The organism is Collinsella aerofaciens (assembly GCF_039836695.1).
GTDB classification, from domain to species: domain Bacteria; phylum Actinomycetota; class Coriobacteriia; order Coriobacteriales; family Coriobacteriaceae; genus Collinsella; species Collinsella aerofaciens_BD.
In genome coordinates, this window is record NZ_JBDPAC010000003.1 from 164,350 (window position 1) to 182,796 (window position 18,447).

The 18,447-nt window shown below is 51.9% G+C and carries 12 protein-coding genes; all 12 read right to left on the reverse strand.

The window, feature by feature from the left end:
* Positions 1-1,003 (reverse strand): glycoside hydrolase family 25 protein (locus ABG996_RS02935; protein ID WP_347483873.1); only part of this gene is annotated, 1,003 nt, incomplete at its 3' end.
* 264 nt (positions 1,004-1,267) lie between these two features.
* The gene (locus tag ABG996_RS02940; protein ID WP_347479399.1) at positions 1,268-3,499 is read right to left on the reverse strand and encodes an N-acetylmuramoyl-L-alanine amidase family protein; all 2,232 of its coding nucleotides are present in this window, start codon (positions 3,497-3,499) and stop codon (positions 1,268-1,270) included.
* 59 nt (positions 3,500-3,558) lie between these two features.
* Complete coding sequence (locus ABG996_RS10815) at positions 3,559-4,869, reverse strand: hypothetical protein (protein WP_430733164.1); 1,311 nt, start codon at positions 4,867-4,869, stop codon at positions 3,559-3,561.
* A gap of 578 nt (positions 4,870-5,447) precedes the next feature.
* The gene (locus tag ABG996_RS02955; protein WP_347479401.1) at positions 5,448-6,374 is read right to left on the reverse strand and encodes a DUF4365 domain-containing protein; all 927 of its coding nucleotides are present in this window, start codon (positions 6,372-6,374) and stop codon (positions 5,448-5,450) included.
* 615 nt (positions 6,375-6,989) lie between these two features.
* Positions 6,990-7,631 (reverse strand): hypothetical protein, encoded by a 642-nt coding sequence (locus ABG996_RS02960; RefSeq protein WP_022094837.1) that lies wholly within the window; start codon positions 7,629-7,631, stop codon positions 6,990-6,992.
* Positions 7,632-7,774: 143 nt separating this feature from the next.
* Positions 7,775-8,620 (reverse strand): DUF2971 domain-containing protein, encoded by an 846-nt coding sequence (locus ABG996_RS02965; RefSeq protein ID WP_347479403.1) that lies wholly within the window; start codon positions 8,618-8,620, stop codon positions 7,775-7,777.
* A 1,356-nt stretch (positions 8,621-9,976) separates the two neighbouring features.
* Positions 9,977-11,080: an ATP-binding protein gene (locus tag ABG996_RS02970; protein ID WP_347479405.1), complete on the reverse strand. Its 1,104-nt coding sequence runs from the start codon at positions 11,078-11,080 to the stop codon at positions 9,977-9,979.
* Between the two features lie 209 nt (positions 11,081-11,289).
* Positions 11,290-13,776, reverse strand: a complete 2,487-nt coding sequence (locus ABG996_RS02975) for a glycosyltransferase family 2 protein (RefSeq protein WP_347479407.1) — start codon at positions 13,774-13,776, stop codon at positions 11,290-11,292.
* Positions 13,777-14,844, reverse strand: coding sequence for a glycosyltransferase family 2 protein (locus ABG996_RS02980; RefSeq protein WP_347479408.1), 1,068 nt, complete (start codon positions 14,842-14,844; stop codon positions 13,777-13,779). It abuts the gene before it with no gap.
* A 12-nt stretch (positions 14,845-14,856) separates the two neighbouring features.
* Positions 14,857-15,975 (reverse strand): glycosyltransferase family 2 protein, encoded by a 1,119-nt coding sequence (locus ABG996_RS02985; protein WP_347479410.1) that lies wholly within the window; start codon positions 15,973-15,975, stop codon positions 14,857-14,859.
* A 74-nt stretch (positions 15,976-16,049) separates the two neighbouring features.
* Positions 16,050-17,090: a glycosyltransferase family 2 protein gene (locus ABG996_RS02990; RefSeq protein WP_347479412.1), complete on the reverse strand. Its 1,041-nt coding sequence runs from the start codon at positions 17,088-17,090 to the stop codon at positions 16,050-16,052.
* 6 nt (positions 17,091-17,096) lie between these two features.
* A complete protein-coding gene (locus ABG996_RS02995; RefSeq protein WP_347479413.1) occupies positions 17,097-18,200 on the reverse strand; it encodes a glycosyltransferase family 2 protein in 1,104 nt (367 codons plus the stop codon).
* Positions 18,201-18,447 lie beyond the last annotated feature (247 nt).

Consider the following 18,447-nt stretch of genomic DNA (forward strand, 5'->3'; position numbering starts at 1 on the left):
ACCCGGTCGCCATCGCGCCGGACGAATTAAACCAGTACAGGGAGCCGTTGCACTCGTGAAGGCCGGTAGCCATGGCACCGCCCGCGTCGGGCTCAAGCCAGTACCACGTGCCACTCTGAAACAACCATCCGGTATACGCCTTGCCGTTGGAGGCTGCATAATACCAGGTGCTGTCAATTAGTTGCCAATGATAAAGGGAGACATCAACATACGCGTAGTTCATATCAACGTTGCCGTTGATTCCAGGGACTTTTCCGTTGCTCTTATACTGCCAAAAACTGTAATTGCCGGTATAGTCACATTGCGAGTTATATTGAGCAATCCAATGATCCCAAGAGCTACTCTTAAATACAGAGTCAGTCAAAATGTTGTTAAACCAATTTAAATTTGCATAAATACCAGGCTCATATCCTGCGGCAGAAATCCTATTACAAAAAACCTGCGCCCTCGATGCAATTCCGGTTTGACGTCCATTTGCAATTATCGAGTTATCCTCAAGATCGTAATACACCGGCAATCTTGGATTATGCCCAGAAAGGCAATTGATCACCATTGATGCCTCATCAGCTGCCTGCTGATTATCAAAAGCATATGAATAGATATAGACGCCGTAGGGAATTCCGAGTCGCTCGCACTCAGAAATATTTCGATTAAATTGATAGTCAACTCGACCGCCCCAAGATGGAGCGCCAAATCCAACACGCAGAATAGCGAAATCGATACCAGAAGCCTTAACAGCATTCCAGTCAATACGTCCTTGATGCTCACTGACATCGATGCCCTGCGCCGTAGCCCCATCGGGAAGAATGTCCATGGACAATAAGGCTATTCCATCTTCTTCGGAAGAAGCATCCTCTGCGACCAATTGCCCATCCTCATAACGCCAGGAATTCTCAACTAGGGACCGCGCAGCTTCCGCGTTCGAGGGGAAAACAAACACAGAAATGGGCGCAAGGACCATCAGCACCAACAATGCCGAAAATAACTTAAGATGTTTGCTCATGTAAACCTCGTCATTCGTTCTTTTTTGCGTTTAGCTTACAGCATGGCTGTGAAAGATTTGCGAACATCCAACTGGACAAGATGCCATCTAGGACGACAAATAACTGCACGCAATACCACAATGTAAACAAGAACTTCCCAGCAGGGTGAAACCAAGGACTCCTAGTCCCTACTCTTAGCCCCAAAGAATGCCGACTTCAAATAAACTTTCAAACTAGATGTCAAAAAGGTAGGGGACCCAGAGAGTCCCCTACAACTCAGAATTCTAACGAATCAATATTACTTTCGATGGACCCAAAGCGGTCAAACCGGAGATGCGGTTTCCATAACCATCACTATGCCAGAACAAATTTTCGCTCGGCGAATTGCCCCAGAAAAAGCCAATGTGGCTATCGTCGGCATATGGGTTGTAAGGATTGAAGAACACAATGTCCCCCTTACGAGCCAAGCCACTGCGCAACAACTCATCAATAGAGTTGAAATAAGTCACGTTCGCGCACGTATCGATAGCGTAGCCGTACCAACGATAAGCGTTAACGCAGCCGCCCCTTCCGGGACCTCCACTCCAAGGGGAATGGCTCTGCTCGGCGGCAATGGGAGCTAAATTACCGCCCGCTTTCATATACGCATGCGATACAAATCCGCCGCAGTTCATACCGGTATACCCATCCCAACGAGGATCACCCTTTGGATACATGCATGTTTCTTGGCTAAGATGCGTATCGTAGGGTGTTCCACGGTAATAGCCATCGTTTTCGTGGCTCATAAGCCAATTGACCAGGCTGGACCTATTAACCCCCAAAACAGAACCAGACGTATTCAACCATGCACCACTTGCATTGAAGTAGTAGTCGACGCCATCGATTTTCAGCCACCCGTTAGCAAACATAGCGCCCGAAGGCTGAAGCCAGTACCACGTGCCGCGGTCATTGAGCCATCCGGTCTTCATCTTGTAGGTGGAAGGATCCATCCAATACCACGCACCGTTAACATATTGCCAACCAGACTTAAGGACACCATTGGAAGATGCGTAATACCAAGTATTGCCGCTTTCGTCAGAAGCGTCTTTCGACATAATCCAACCAGATGCTACATTGACGGCACCGTTTGCATCCGCATAGAAAACCGCGTCTCCAATATGAATCACACCTGGCAATGAAGACGAGTCAGCACGATCAGCGACTACGGGAGATCCATCAGATGAAGTAGGCAACGGCTCGCTCAGTGCTCCAGACGAATTCGCCCATGCCATACCGTCGCTCAAGTTAATCCAGCACGAAGATGCCATCGCACCGGAATCATAAGAAAAATAGCGCGTGTTTCCTACCGCGAATTCACCAGTACACATTGCGCCGGATACATCATCAAGGTAATACCAGGCGCTTCCGAACTTTATCCATCGTCCTCGTTGAATAGCTCCATTTGATGCGGCGTAATACCAAGTACCATCAACAAGTGCCCAGCCTGTTGCCATGGCGCCTGAACTCGTAAGGAAATAGGTGGACGACTCCACTTGCATAAAGCCCGTGAGCATAATATGGCTTCCTGGATCCAGGTAATACCAAGAATTCCCTAGAAGTAACCAGCCTCCATGCAGTAAGCCGTTGGAGTCAGCGTAATACCAGTTGTTGTCAATAAGAGCCCACTGGGAGGAGAGCATGGCCCCTGAGCTGTTAAAGCTATAAGAAGTGCCATTACATTCTTTCAACCCGGTGGCCATAGAACCGTCTGCAGGATCAAGCCAGTACCAACGACCCCCATCCGAGAGCCAGCCTTTCACCATGGCACCAGAGCCGGAGAAATAATGCCAGACGGAAGCATCAAGGTGCCATCCGATAAGCATTGCGCCAGAAGAGGAGAATCCATACGTGGCTTCCCCGATCTGCAGCATTGTATCGTGGACCATCTTGCCCTCATCATCCAGCCAATACCAGTTGCTGCCGTCTGAAAGCCAGCCTTTTACCATGGCGCCAGAACCGGAGAAATAACGCCAAGCAGAAGTGGGGCCTGTAGAATCTAGGTACCAGCCGACACGCATTGCACCCGAAGAGGAGAATCCATAAGTTGCACCCCCGACTTGAACCAATCCATCCTGAGCCATTCGACCTTCGTCGTCGAACCAGTACCAGCTACCGTTTATGTGTCTCCAAGAAGAAACAGCGATTGTTCCGTCGGACAAGCCCCAACGCCAATAACCAGCCCCTTCTTCGGGTGATATCCACCCCTGATGCCAAACAATTTGATTCGAAACCTCAGAAGGGGTCTCATTATCAACCTGAGAGTTCTGCTCGACAGCGAAGGTCGATTCGCGCTGAGCATCAACGCCTGACTCGACAGAAGCAATAGCAACGTTAGATGCGGGACCTTCGTCAGTGTTATTCGAATCAAGGGCGTATAACATCGAGGGCGAACCCAAAAGGAGTCCCAAAGAAACAAGGCCCGAAAAGACCAACACCCCGAATGAGCATTTCTTCATAGCAGCACGGTATCCAATCACGCAGCGACCCCGTCACCTCAGGGCAACGGGGCCTCAATCAAAACTAGCTCAATAATGCGTTAGCCAATTTGTTGGCAGTTCTTGCACTCTCGTAAAGCACCGCGCTTCCGGGCCTCCTGGATAGAGATCTGCGAATAGCCCTTTGCGTCCTTGCCAACGGTACGACACTTATGCGTATGGTAAACATCGCTACCGCTCTTATACCAAACTAAACCGTAGTCCGGAATCCACTTGCCGTCCTCGCCGACATAGTAGGAGCCAACCCAGGCATTCGTAGCCATGGCGCCGGAAGACTGGAGGTAGTAGTCGCCGACCCAGGCGTCGTGGGCCATAGCGCCGGAACCGCTAAAGTAGTACCAGGCGCCGCCGACCTGACGCCAGCCGGTGGCCATCGCACCGGAATCGTCGAACCAGTACCAAGAGCCACCCAGGCTGCGCCAGCCGTTAGCGACCATGGCGCCCGAGCCGTCGAGATAGAACCACGCACCGCCGATGTTGAGCCAGCCAGTGGCCATAGCGCCGGAGGCGTTGGCGTAGTACCAAGAGTCACCCACCTGGAACCAGCCGGTAGCCATCGCGCCGGAGTCGCTGAACCAGTACCAAGAGCCGCCCAGGCTGCGCCAGCCGTTAGCAACCATGGCGCCCGAGCCGTCGAGATAGAACCACGTACCGCCGATGTTGAGCCAGCCAGTGGCCATCGCGCCGGAGGCGTTGGCGTAGTACCAGGTGCCCGAATCGTTGATCCAGCCAGTTAGCATGACACCGTACTCATTGAAATAGTACCAAGTTCCACCGATATTATGCCAACCGGTCAACAGCTCGCCGCTGGAAGTCGCATAGAGCCACTTTCCATAGATGGAGTCATAAATCCAGCCACTATGCTGCATGCGGCCATCAGCATTGGCGCCAGGGGTGTTCAGGAAGTAGTTTTTGCCATCAATCTGAACTCGGCCGTATGCCATATCGTGGTTTTCGGGATAGAAGTAGTACCAATCCCCGCCGATAAGCTGCCAGTTCGACACCGCGGTCCCGTCAGCGCCAAAATAGTACCAAACGGCTTCGTAATCGTTATACCACTGGTTCGTGACCATGACGCCAGTCTCGGGATCGAAATAGCGAAGGTTGCCGTCCTCGCACCGAACGAGTCCGGTCTGCATCGAGCCATCGTTGTCGAAATAATACGTTCCAGCAGGACGAGAAACAGAGAAACCTGTCAAATTGCGAGACTCGCTATGATCAATATATTGAAGACCAACGAGAGAATCAATATCAGCAAATGAGGGCGCCGGGGCAACCGTCATGCAGGCGGCGGCAAATACAGCAACTCCCAGCGCTGTTAGTCCTCGCCATCTTTCTCGAAGGTTATTCATACGACATCCTTTCTCCGAGATTTAAGGCTCTCTTAAGTTATTCTCAGACTATCAATTTAGTTTTTCAACAGGAAATCGATAAAAGGTATCTTTGTGACTGCAATTTGATGAGAGCCGCCACGTCCTTGCCGTCCCGTGCATTGTCGACAGCAACGTCTTATGGCACAAACCGGATATCCTTTTCGGCGCAAATCGTTTGAGCAGGCGGCACGCGGAAGGAGTGTGTAGAGCGGTTTTCTGCTGGCTGCCAGCCACGGCATCCTTTCGGAAACCTAATTGCCGCCGGAATTAAAGTCCCCGGCGCGGACTCACCTTATCTCCCCGACGCGGGCTCGATATCCTCTCGGATATCTAATCGTCTTGGACTTTTACCTGCCCAAGCACAGTACAACTCTTACGTGCCGCCACACGGAGCAAGGCTCGGGGATTATTCTCTAAAAACCATGCTTTCAAAGCAACTTTAGGCACAAACGTAGTCAAACAAAATACCTTTCAGGTCTTTCTTGAAGATAAGCAGTAGATTAAAGTATCCGACAAGAAATCCCGCATTACATTCAACCCGCAGAAAAAACAGAGCACTAATACTCCGCCATGCCTTCGGACTCATATAAAAACCTCATATGATCGACATCGAATCTAAGTGATAGCACATCTATAGATTTGCGTACATCAGAACACAGGCAAACGAATTTAAAAAACGAATCAGTTAATTCGCTTTCAAACTCTTTGTCGCATATACGTTTTCCAAGCTCAATAGCTTGGCTCAATTTAGTAGCGACAAAGTGGTTGGAAATTAAACCAAGCATGTTATTAGCCTTCTCAAGGCTATCAAGAACAGGCAAAACGTATTGTATTGCGAAATCTAATGTGACGGTATCATCCTCAATATAATTCGGAAGTCGATACGCTAAATCACATGTATTTATATAATATTTGATCCATGACTCTTTCATTTTTGGAAACCGAGAGATATGGATTAACCGACTTTCAGCAGAGGTATCGCCCAATCTATTAGAAGTTGGAATTAAAATAGTATTTGACCTTTGCTTTCGCCAAGACGAATTATCGAAATTCAATCGAACACGAATATACTCTTGCAACCAGACAAAATAGCACGCTCCATCATCCGCTAAAGAACATCTAATTAAAAGAAAAGGTATTGCAAACATTTCAGCGTATAAAAGCGTCTTCGTATCAATGGAAAATGGAATTTCAGGTTTATCTTCGAGTGGCTTGTTTGTTCCCTTCACCTGAATTGCCATTAATTCACCAGTAGCGAATCCGTTTTCAAAGCGCTCAATAATTTTATCGATTCCAAAATCACGTTCTGTTAAGTCTCGAACAACCCAGTTTTCAGAAGGCATAAGGGAGGTGACGAAAGAGCATGCCTCTGTATCAATTATGTGGCTATTTGGACGTTTCGGAGGATATGCCATAATAATCAGCTCCATCAGCCTTAGCGCAAGAGCACCTAATAACGACAAAATAAAGATAACAACCAACATAATTAGACTGCATGTCAGTTGACATCGAATAAGCGGTTAAGGACACAATAACCAATAAAACAATAGCACTCACTGTGTCCAGGGGCATGGACCATCTCCTCCATCCTTCCTGCTCGAGCACGTCAGAGTAACCACCCGGTGAAACCATTGGCCGAGAGCTGCGCCCCCAGTCCCCGGGAAGCGGCCCTCTTGATTAAACTGCTCAGTATTTCGTGCTCACGGGCTCAATTCCCGGTGACCACTTGAGTCACTTCATAGTAGAGAGCAACGACAATGTCGACGCTGCAGGTCTTAAGAATACATTCGCAATAGATGTTCCGGCTGTTCACGCCACTGCAGTGAAGCTGACCGGCCTCGGCTTCTATGATCGAATTAAGCACCTGATCGGAGAGCCTGCGGATAAGCACCAGCTGTCGATCGTCCCGTCGCTGAGGTGGGGCTCAGCGAACATGTCGGGCGCGGCGTCCGCTAAGATCTACATTGCGGTCCTCATCCTTCTCAAGAACCTTCCTTGTGGTTATTTCAGATTCTAGTGCGAAAGCCGTTTTGCGTCAGGCAGACGTCATCACCCCCCCACGCTTACGCCATCTATTTTTTGTGCGATCCAAAGTATCGCTAGCTCACGCTCTTCACTATCATCAAATTTGCAGGTCTCATATTTGATGTTTCATTCAGCTCCTTAGAATCGATAACCAAATCCCATTGTCCATTTTGGCCCGGCAATGATCGGCAAAGTTGTTTGTTAGGTATACGAAACAATCGATTAACTGGAGTCAAACGCTTAACTCCAAAACATTTCAAACTGACAATTTCGATACATAATAAAGCTGCCAGTGAATTCAAACAGTTCTCCAAATTAGCTTTTCTAAAATACGTACCACGATCATGTTTCACAGCGTTATAGCTATCCCACCAAGTTAATTTTGCATACATTCCATTTATCCACGCATTAAAAGGTTTGAGTGAAATACTCTGGTTAATCGCAATGTCAACTACCTCATTTACAAAGGCAATATCATTCAAAGCAGACAGGCACTCGAATGCTTCCTTGATATTAGATGGTCTATTTCCGGATCGAAGTTCGACATAATCTTTAAAAACCGAATCAAATTCAGAACAAATCGATAAAAGCATCTTTGCAAATTCAACTGAATAAGTTGAGAAATTATCGTTGCTCAGCTCAACATAATTAAAGGAATTAACAAGCTCTCTTTCAAGAACCAAGTAGTAATCCCAATTTGATAAAGATAAACTCATAGACAAGCAACTCCCGTTAACGTAAATTACACCAAATTATCTTTCGAAATGCCCCCCTAGATATAGCAATCGCCAGCTCAGAAGTCTACTGACGCCCGATTCAGCTGACAAATAATTGACTATACGGCACTATTAAAGGATAACTAGCACTGTTCATCTACAGGAATATCCAGTTTATTCGCCGCGCAAATGCAAAGCTCTTTATCCTCTTGAGTCATCCTGCTCCCAAGAATAACTCGCAACGGCTTGCATGGGCGTTGTACATAATTCATCTCAAGCTCATCTGGCTCTGGTACAAGACGGGCACGATATTCGTTCTCCCGCTCAAACACACTGCCCTTTCTGTAAATTGCCCGTAGATCACTAAGCATGTCATCACTGCTCACATTAAGACCAAGCATCCTAGCAGCAGTCCAAGCAATTTGAGGGTCGCAATTAAATGGTTCGTCATCATATAAAATTGGTAATAATTCAGTGCGCATTCCGTTAGCTATGTTGCAATTGCGAATAGCTTCTCTGTCGTAAGCAAGAACGAAACCCGCTTGGCTTTCGGAATATACATTCCACATATTCGAATCGCTAGGATTGTCCGTTAGGCACAAAATGCGACAACAATTTCGGCAGCTATTCTGATGAACTGGGGCAACAAATCCTCCAACAAATAAGCGCAAGTTTTTAACAGCCGAGCGAAAAAGACTAACTTTTCCCTCATCGGATAGTATCTCGAACTCATCTATTCTTGCTGGATTAAAAGGAGCCCCCAGAACCCCTAAAACAAACGCAAGTCGTCTAAAATCAATTTGATTTATTATCTTTAACGCTTGTTCATCATCATTGAGATTACTTTCGATTTCATCTATACCATTCCAGTTATAGATCGGTACCGAGTCGCACTGATCGCTGAAAACCTTTGGATGAGAAAATGTAACAGTCGCGTTTTCTAGATCGGCAAAAGCGTATTCACTTGGAGGTCGATAGCGGTAAAGCATTCACGGGACGAGAGAAGTCGATAGCGCTTCCAGCTCCTTCTTTGCGGAAACAATGGAGGCGCCATCGTTTTGCTTGGCAACGAGATTAGCCAGCGTCTCCCGATATGTTTCTTTCTGTGTCAAGCTTAGCGCCATGCAATATCGCTTCCCGATCTAGCTAAATTAGATGCAGTTGATTTTATCCAGTGCAAAAATACTGAATGCACATACGAAGCAGAAGTCATGTCTATCAACTACCAAAAAATGATTCCGATTGGAACGTACCGGAAATCGTAAAAGCTGCCAACGGATATATTTATAATAGCCTGAGATGGCTAGAGATGAAAACATATAGTCATCAAGCAGTCTTGTCCTCCGATGAAGACGCCAGCTATGACATCGAATTCCACTCTCTGTCAGGTCGCTTTACCAATTACGGAGCGCCGCAGAGGCTGCAGAAGCAGTCGAGTATGCAGAAAAGATTTATATGGGCGCGTCAATTAAAAAAGCTCTGTTAGACCAGGATTGACACACATCTGTCCCCACGGCGCCATATCGTTAGCCTCGTAGACCGCGGGGCAGCATGAACGCCGAGGACCTGGTAATCGCCTTCAAACGGGACATGGCGAAGCTGAGCGGGACCGAGCGCCGCCGCGCGATTGAGTCCGTCAGGGACGTGATCCGCGCGGCGGCGTTCGACGACACGGCCGGCTCCGCCTACGAGGTCGAGCGCAGCCGCGTCTGCCTCAAGACCGCCTACGCCATGCGCCATAGGCTGATCGAGCGCCTCTCGGCCCACTGCCCCCATTCAGGGCCGGGCGGGGCTGCGGCGGCGAGCTCGACGAGATCTACTTCCCTGAGTCGCTCAAGGGCAAGGGCAACCGCGCGAAGGGGTTGTTCGCGATGCCGTATCGGCAGCATAGAGACGGTATGTCCATTTCGTCTCTTTTAGCGCTGAATACCATGTATCGGGTTCATTTTCTCATGCCTTATTAGGAATATATGAGACGGCTGAATTCGTAGATGCCTGTTGTAAATGAATGTATGTGAGAAAGCTAACAACTACTTAATAAGAGTTGCGTTTGGCATCAGGCAACGAAAACCGTTGCATTTTGTCTCTTGCAACTAAAAGGGTTGCGTTTGGTATATAGCAACGAAAACAGTTGTGCACGGGCAAGATAACCCTCACGCTTTGCGAATGATATCTTTGTTCCTGCAAATTAAAACACGCAATGTTATAGATAGACGAAATCTGATTAGCGGGCGACGATGAATGCCACATCTCTATTATCACGGGGACTGCCGCCCCAGAAAAACCCGATATGGCAATCGACGCTGATAGCAGTCTTAAAGAACATGACGTCGCCCTCACTCGACCTAGAACCGTTCGAGAATCTCCTCGGCGTTCTCTCGCAGATAGATATCTAGGTCCGGCACGGCAAACTGCACGTAGCCCCTCTGTGGTGCCTGAATAACCTCTCTTTGTAGCAATTTTGCCCTAATGGAGCTGACCTCATTGGTCTTTTTACCCATGCGCTTAGCAATCTCGGATGATTTGGACTGTTGTTTATCCTCGCACATGGCCAAAAGGTATTTGATATCGTTGAGCCCCAGTCCAGAAATCGCGGGCTCGTGAACAACATCGTGAAAACGAGCCTCTGCCAGCGCAATGCCTTCAGTGACGTCGCGCTCGCTCACAATGGCACTTTTGGCACGATGCAAGTTGGCGCGCTGCCAAATGGAATAACCGACCAGTTGCACCAGATAGGCATAGCCCTTAGTGGCCTTAGCGGCTCTCGACAGGAGATTGTCCTCTATGGTCAAGCCAGTCGCGACAAAGCTATCGCCCATAGAGAGCGCTACCTCCACCTGGTTGATAGGCGCCAGATCTTCGGGGAGGGCACGACGCAAGAACGTAAGCGCCTTGCCGTTAATAAGATCCATAACACCGGCGGGTAACCCGGCAAAGGCAAGTGCGATATCTACTTTTTCCCCTATCAAAAGCTGAACCGTAGACGCAATGGCACGCATATCGTCAATCGGAGCGTCCTGAACTTCATCGATGGCAATAAAAAGACCCTTGGATGACTTCGCTGCCGAACTCAGTAACTTTCTAAGGCTCGGCTCTTTGAGCGCAACGTCAACTTTCGCGGAAACAAAGCCGGCGTTTACGCCGACCGAAGCATTGGCCGCAAGGGAAGAATCAGCAACCTGATCCCACAAGTCCAGCAATAAGTTAGGGCCAGCAGAGACAATAGCGGTCTTCCATCCAAGCTCTCGAGCACGATCCCTAAGATCGCAGAGCAAAACAGTTTTTCCGGAGCCCCTCGGTCCAGCAATGCGCATGAGCCTCGCAGGTGCACCAATTCCCGCATTCAAGCTCTCGGTAAACTCAAGGGCAATATCATCACGACCAATTATGCGCGGAGGCTCAGCGCCGGCAGTGGGACGAAACGGATTATGGAATGCTGTGGCGCTCACTTGTTTGCCTTTCTAGGGAATCGATTAACAGCCAATCATCGGTTAAATAATTATCGCAGACTATATCGAATAATATCGAGTTATATAAGGCTGTATAAACTTATCGCGGAAGTATCGAGCTTTCGTAATATGACTTAGTTAATAGTCCACCATTGCTTTCTTCCAAGCTCATAGCGAAAGAAAGTTCAGGACTTCCTAAACCCATTGCCTTAATACGAGAAATACTCGCTCTCGGCAGATAGGTTTGGCCCCAACCACGGATCGCCGCTGAGGAAGAACTCCGGCCAGCGCTGCATGAACAGTGCTTGCTCACGCTTCCAGCGGCGCAGCTTTTCCTCGTTGGCCTCTTCCCTGCCGCGCGAGGTGAACTCGTAGTGATACAGCTCGGCATAGGGCGTAAAGATGGCGCGGTAGCCCGCCCCCCACACGCGTAGGCAAAAGTCCGCGTCGTTAAAGCCGACGGCGAACTCCTCGTTGTAGCCTCCGACCTGCTCAAACACGTCGCGACGAACCATCTGGCAGGCGCCCGTTACGGCGCTAAAGTTGCCGGAACGCACAGCGCGGGCAAGGTATCCCTCGCGCTTTGCCGAGAAGTCCTGGTTGGCATGGGCAAGCGCACCGCGCACGCCAACCAAAATGCCGGCATGCTGTACCAAATGATCGGCAAAATAGAGCTTGGCCCCCACCACGCCCGCATCGGGACGCTGCAGATAGCCCATCATCTCTTCAATAAAGCCGGGGCTTATGACCTCGGTATCGTTGTTCAACAGCAGCAGATAGTCGCCCTTGGAATGCTCAACGCCAAAGTTGATGATCTGGGAGTAATTAAACTCGCCCGGCCACCACTCAACGCGCGCTGCACCCTTGCCATCAGACGCAGCGGCTACGCGCGCCGGCAGGGTTTCATAATACGCAAACGTCTCCGGGTCTTCGCTGTTGTTCTCCACCAAGACGATCTCGTAGTTGGCATACGTGGCCTTCCGTGCGATCGACATCACGCAGGCGTCGAGCGTCTCGACGTGGTCCTTGGTGGGAATCACAATGCTCACCAACGGCGCAGGCTCTGGCAGCGAATAGCGCATGCGGTAGACAAACGGTGTCTCGGACTCCTCGACCGTTCCATGAACACCCAGTGAGTCAAAGTGGCGCTGCAGAGCCAGACGTCCGGCCTCGATAGCATATGGCTTGCTATCGGCAGAACCGTCGGCGGTAGAGCCAGGGTGCACGCGCCAGTGATACAGCACGTGCGCAACGTGCTCAAAACGCGCACCTGCCGCAAGGCAGCGGAGCGTCAGGTCGTAATCCTGGGCACCCGCAACATCTTCTGGCGACATGCCAATGCGATCGATGAGCGCCTTCTCCACCATTAGAAAATGCGTCACGCAGTTATGGCTATAGAGCAGGTCGACGTTGAGCCTGGTCTTAAAGACCGGCTGGCCCCACTCCCCCGTTTTCTGGAACATGTCCTCGTCGCAGAACAGGACCTGGGGGCGCTCGCCCTCGGCCGCCTTGTTCAGTGCGGAAACATACTGGAATAACGCGTCCGGTTCCAGAATGTCATCGTGGTCCAAGAAAGCGATGTAGTCGCCTGTCGCTTGCTCAATACCTGCGTTGGTGTTGACCACAATGCCGCCGTTGCCGGGCAGCCCAATGCGACGAACGCGCTCGTCGTTGGCACTTGCCGCAAGATTGGTCACCGCATCCCATTCGGGCGAGGCGTCCATGAACAGCAATTCCCAGTTGTCATAGCTCTGGGCTATCACCGAGTCCAGCAGCTCGCGCAGGTAAACCCGATCAGTCTTGTAACACGGCACCACAATGCTCACGAGCGGCCTATAGGCAAAGGCCGCCGAAGCGACACGCTGGCACGCCAAATCGCCCGGCTTTGCGCGATGTTGCTCAAACCAACGTCGATAAGCTGCGTCATCAGCGCGTGCATCCTTCATGCGGTTCCAGCTGTCGTCGACCATGCCGTTGTACAGGCGACCATCCATGGCGCAAAACCCGCTCTGGATCTGCTCTGTGGAATCGCTCACAATCGCGACAAAATCTCGTATATCTTGAGGCATCTCAACGCTCAGATACGTTTTATTGACACGGCATCCATTCTGCTGCGGCACATCGACCTGCGATTCAAACACATGCACGGTAGCATCGATGGCATTCATATGCGTATCGAAGATCTGAAGCTCAGGCACGCACTGGGAGTCTCCCGCCCAGGTAACCTCATAGCGCCACACCGCGCCGGCGTCTGCCGGCAAATAGCGAATGGCATCGATCTCGTAGCGACCGCAGTGTTCACCACGCTGCGCATCGCGGATAAGTGCGCACAGCGCAGGCTTTGCTTTGTAGTTAATCTTGGATTCCAGCTTGGCCACGCGGCTATCGAGGCGAATGGAGCCCAACCTTTGGCCACCGGATGCAAAAACGACATTCATCGACGAGCCATCCAAAAACGGAAGCACCAAGACGGCGAGCTCGCGCTCGTAATCGGAAACGGAAGGGCAAAGCGCCAGCACGCGGCCGTGATCGACCGGGAGCACCAGCGACGGCACACAAGAGCCGCTCGTCGTCGCATGGGCAAACGCTTGAGAACCCTCCCGCTCAATAAGCGCGGCAACATCCTGACCGGCAAAACGAAGCAGCACAAAAAGACGGCCCTGGCTGCGGCAAAGTGCCAAACGCTTGATACTCATCTACACTTCTCGCTTTCCCAGGGCGTTCGCTGTCATGCGTTTGCAGGCGCCCAAGCGCCCAAACCTCAAGACGTCGTAATCGAACATGAGCTTTTTGCACTCACGGGCATTGGGGGTCTTGCTGGTAAGCGCTGCACGCACCATAGCAGCAACAGAAGGAGCGCATTGTGCGAGCGCAGCATCGCTGCCAACAGCGAAGCCATCAAGCGCCGTGGCAACGGCAGCAAACACCTTGCCGCAGTCCGAACCAAGCAACCTGAGCGCGTCATACAGCACCAGATCACACAGGAAGTACGCAAGGTCATCGGCATGTTGTGCATCGAGACCGTCACGCTGCCAGTCAGCAAGCACCGCAGAGTAAATCTTCACGTGCTCCAGCAGACGTGTCTCGTCGTCGTAGCGCATGGTGTCCATGAGCGAACCCTTGCGCGCCACGCGGTAGTCATACAGCTTGTTCGAGATAAGCGCGGTCTTATGCGAACGACCGTACACGGCAAAATCGAAGACCTGGTCCTCGCCATACTTAACGGTTTCGTCGAACACGATCCCGTTGCCCAGCAAAAACTCACGCTTGCAGGCGGTGCGCCATGCAAAGGGGCGAGATGCTTCCTTAAACAGCAGGTCAGAGCTATAGCCTTCAAACGATACATCGCGCGGGCTCAGCACATAGTTAAGCCACGGATACCCCGCCTCCAGCGGATACGGATTCGCGCCAAAGGTCAAAACGTCGCAATCCTCACGCTCAAAAGCATCGACGATTACACGACACGCATCGGGCGTAAAGCGGTCGTCGGAATCCAAGAACGCGACGATAGGAGCCGAGGACGCGGTAATACCCGCATTGCGGGCGCTCGACAAACCACCGTTGGGCTTATCGACCAGCGTAAAGCGCGCGTCCTTTTCGCAATAGGCAACCGCAATATCGCGCGAGCCGTCCGGCGAGCCATCGTTGACCAGCACGCCTTCCCAATCGGGCATGTCCTGCGCAAGCAGAGAGTCCAGGCACCAGGCCAGGCACTCCTCCACTTTATAGATGGGAACGACAACGGAAATCTTGGGGGTAGTCATAATCACTCGCTCCTACTGTGCGGCGGGAACGTCATCAGGGTGCGGGTTGTCGCCGTAGGTGCGCTGATACGTCAGCACGCGCCACACCAGCGGCAGGCCGCCAATCTTAAAGTAATGCTTAAACGTATTGAGCTTGCCCGGCTTCTTAAAGTCAAAGCGCGAATCGATATAGGCGCGGGGCGACTTGACCATCAGGCGCAAGTCGGTCTCGCCACGCGGATCAAACAGCGACAGGTCAAAGCGACCGGCATCCCAGTCGGCCTTGAGCTCGGAAGATGCCTTCTTCCAAAACTGCTCACGCAGTTCATCGACCAGACGCTCATCATTCCAACGGTACGTATCGACCTTCATGCGCATTAAAATGCCCTGGAGCCGAGCCTTGAGCTCGGGACGCTCGGTCAAAAATCGTTGCATCTCGGCATATTCATCGCACACGCAAAACACCTTGTTGGGCGAATTAACAGAGCTCTTCTCGTTATCCTGGCGATAGCACAAAATGGGGTCCGTAATAAACGCGGCACGCTCGGCGCAAGCCCAAACCTTAAAGTTAAAGCCTGCGTCCTGATACGAGGCGCCCGGCGTGGGAAGGAACCGAATCTGATTGTCGTTGAGGAACTCGCGCCGATAGATAGCCGACCAAATGGAAGGTTTGCGGTAGAAGATGCCCGGGCGATCGACGGGGCGATACGCGGCGCCCGTCATGTGCTCGTCGATGATCCCAAACAGCTCACGGCGTTCGCTGGGCGTGGACCAATATAGGTAAAAGTCGCCCTTTACCACATCGGCATGCTCAGTATCGGCCTTGGCGACCAGCTTTTGGAGCGAATCCTCAAACATAAAGTCGTCGGACTCAAGGATGCCCACGTACTCACCGCGCGCCATCTCCAGGCCGCGGTTCATCGAGTCGCCGTAGCCGCTGTTGGCTTTGTCGATCATCTTTACACGGGGGTCGCGCTCCATGTACTCGCGGATGATATCTGGCGAACTATCGGTAGAACCGTCGTTAATGCAAATGATCTCAATGTCTTTGAGCGTCTGCGCCACGGCGGAATCGAGGCACTCACGCAGGTAGCGTTCGACATTGCAAATGGGGACGAGCAGCGAAACTTTAGGGGTATCAGAGTTCTGCAAGAGAACCTCCTGTTGAATAGCGTGTAACAGGGTTATTTTAGCAGCCGAGTTGCGGCGGGCGGCAGCGCCTGGAATTAGATAAAACGCTCCAGGCAGGCTTTGAGACCGCGAGTCGAAAGATAGAACAGTGTGGCGTCTGCCATCGAAACGCCCGAGGTCGCCGCAACAAGCTTGTGGGCAACACGGCGAACGGCGCCCTTAGCAGGCATATCCGCCCACTCCGTTCCCAAAAACGTCGTGAGGTCCATGTTGACGCGAGCCGCCACGCGATGGAAGTCATCGGAATCCAAGCGCGCCAGGTCGAACACAATTAGGTCTAAAAACCAAGTTATCAGCTCGCCGGGGCACAGGTCCAAAAGACCGTAGGCCGCCCAGTCCTCCAAGACCTCCTCGAGCATCCTCATGTGGGCGTCAAGCTTTTTGGCGCGAGCCTCGGCACTGTTGAACTCGTGCGTCGCTGATTCGCTCTCCATCACGTAGTGGTAGAACCTGTCCGGCATGACGACGGTCTTGCGGGCAAGCGCATAAGCCGCAAATTGGAAGACGACGTCCTCGCCCAAAGCCAAACTGGGGGCGAAGCGAATGCCTTCGCGATTGAGCAGCTCGCACGAAAAAGCCGCACGGCAGGCATAGGGCTGCGCATTCGAATGGAACAGCAGTTGGGGATCACGGGCGCCGAAGGTACCGGCTTTGGGGCTCATGAGTTGCTGGACGCGTTTGGGGGCGGCGTCGGCAGGTTCACAGACGCCGCCAAAAACGGCGGCCTCGGCATCTGCAGACTCCATGGCATGCAGCACGCGCTCGACCGTCTGGGCATCAATGTAATCGTCAGCGTCCACAAAGAAGACGGTCTCGCCCTCGGCGGCATCGATACCGGCATTTCGAGCGCACGAGACGCCCGCGTTTTCCTGGTCAATCACCAGTACGCGATCGTCGGCCTGCGCGATCCGGTGCAACACGTTCAACGAATCATCAGTCGAACCGTCATTGACGCAAACAACCTGAATCGAGCGCTCGGACTGGGCCAACAGCGAATCGACGCATCGCTGAATGGAGCGCGCAGAGTTGTAAACGGGGACGACAATCGTAGCTTTAGGACACGAGGCCTCTCCCATGCCGACCTACCCCCTCAGCGATTCGATGAGGAAGGCGGCGACCACGCCCGGGCCTCCAACCGAGGCGTAATACTTAGCACGCCCCAAGGCACCATCCGTCGCAAAACTCGGATGCTCGTCAACCCAGCCCTCAGGATCTTTGAGGATGGCAGCGAGATTCGCGCGTTTCCACGGCTTGAGGTCGTCAAGCGAAAACTCCCCCGCGTCCAAGGCCGCCTGAAATTCCTTGGCCATCTGAACCAGGAACTCCTTATAGAACTTGGGCGCCAGGCGCACGTAGTTCCACATGTACGAATCGTACTTAATGAGCTGGTTGAACTTGAGCATGCGCGCGACATCGCCGCTTGCGTGGCCGCGGGCATAATCCTCTCGAATCCAACGCTCAATCTCGGCATACTCGGTATTGACGCAAAAGACCTTAGCCGAAGAATTGACCGAGGAATTCTCGTTGTCCTGTCGATACGACAAAACAGCATCATGCAGGTAAACAGCCTTATCGGCGCACGCGATCACCTTAAAGGCGAATGACGTGTCCTGAAAGGATGCCCCCGGAGTCGGCAGGAACGTAATGCCGTTGCGCTCAAGAAAATCGCGACGGTACACGGCCGACCAAATCGACGGCTTTTGCTTAAAGAACTGCGTCGTGTCGCTCGGGTGCACCGGCTTGCCGCAGTCCTTGGCCTTAAACATCTCGTGCAGCGAACGGCGCTCCTCGGGCTTAGACCAGTAGAAATCAAAGTTCGCCTTCGCAAAGTCGGCATTATTGCTATCGGCGGCCGAGACAAGCTTTTCGAGTGCGTCGGGCGCCATAAAGTCATCGGACTCCAAGATGCCAACGTACTTGCCACGCGCCATCTCCAGACCGTGGTTCATCGAGTCGCCGTAGCCACTGTTGACCTTGTCGATCATCTTGACGCGCCCATCGCGCTCCATATACTCGCGGATAATCGCCGGCGAGTTGTCGGTCGACCCGTCGTTAATGCAGATGATCTCAATATCCTTGAGCGTCTGCGCCAGGGCGGAATCGAGGCACTCGCGCAGGTAGCGCTGAACATTGTAAATGGGAATAAGCAGCGACAGAACAGGGCTGCCAGAGGCGTTAGTAGACAAATGTGCTCCTTAGGAAATACCTGTCGTTTCATGGTATCAAAGGGTCAGCACGCCAGCGGGCGTTTATATAATCTATGGAGCCTCTTGCGGGCAAAGCAGCCCCACGTCATGCGGCGGGCCCATGGCAGGTTCCTGCGTTTTATTCAAAGCTTGCCGCCAAGGTGCGCCGAGCCTTTACAATAGGACAGTCCCAAGGACGTATTCGATAGCTTCCGTGCAGCGCATGCGCGCCGCGCGTGAAAGGATA

Bases quoted from the DNA above. Each gene is read 5' to 3' on its own strand.
- ABG996_RS10815 (WP_430733164.1), bottom strand. From the start codon at position 4,869: ATGAATAACCTTCGAGAAAGATGGCGAGGACTAACAGCGCTGGGAGTT.
- ABG996_RS02955 (WP_347479401.1), bottom strand. From the start codon at position 6,374: ATGTTGGTTGTTATCTTTATTTTGTCGTTATTAGGTGCTCTTGCGCTA.
- ABG996_RS02960 (WP_022094837.1), bottom strand. From the start codon at position 7,631: ATGAGTTTATCTTTATCAAATTGGGATTACTACTTGGTTCTTGAAAGA.
- ABG996_RS02965 (WP_347479403.1), bottom strand. From the start codon at position 8,620: ATGCTTTACCGCTATCGACCTCCAAGTGAATACGCTTTTGCCGATCTA.
- ABG996_RS02975 (WP_347479407.1), bottom strand. From the start codon at position 13,776: ATGAGTATCAAGCGTTTGGCACTTTGCCGCAGCCAGGGCCGTCTTTTT.
- ABG996_RS02980 (WP_347479408.1), bottom strand. From the start codon at position 14,844: ATGACTACCCCCAAGATTTCCGTTGTCGTTCCCATCTATAAAGTGGAG.
- ABG996_RS02990 (WP_347479412.1), bottom strand. From the start codon at position 17,090: ATGGGAGAGGCCTCGTGTCCTAAAGCTACGATTGTCGTCCCCGTTTAC.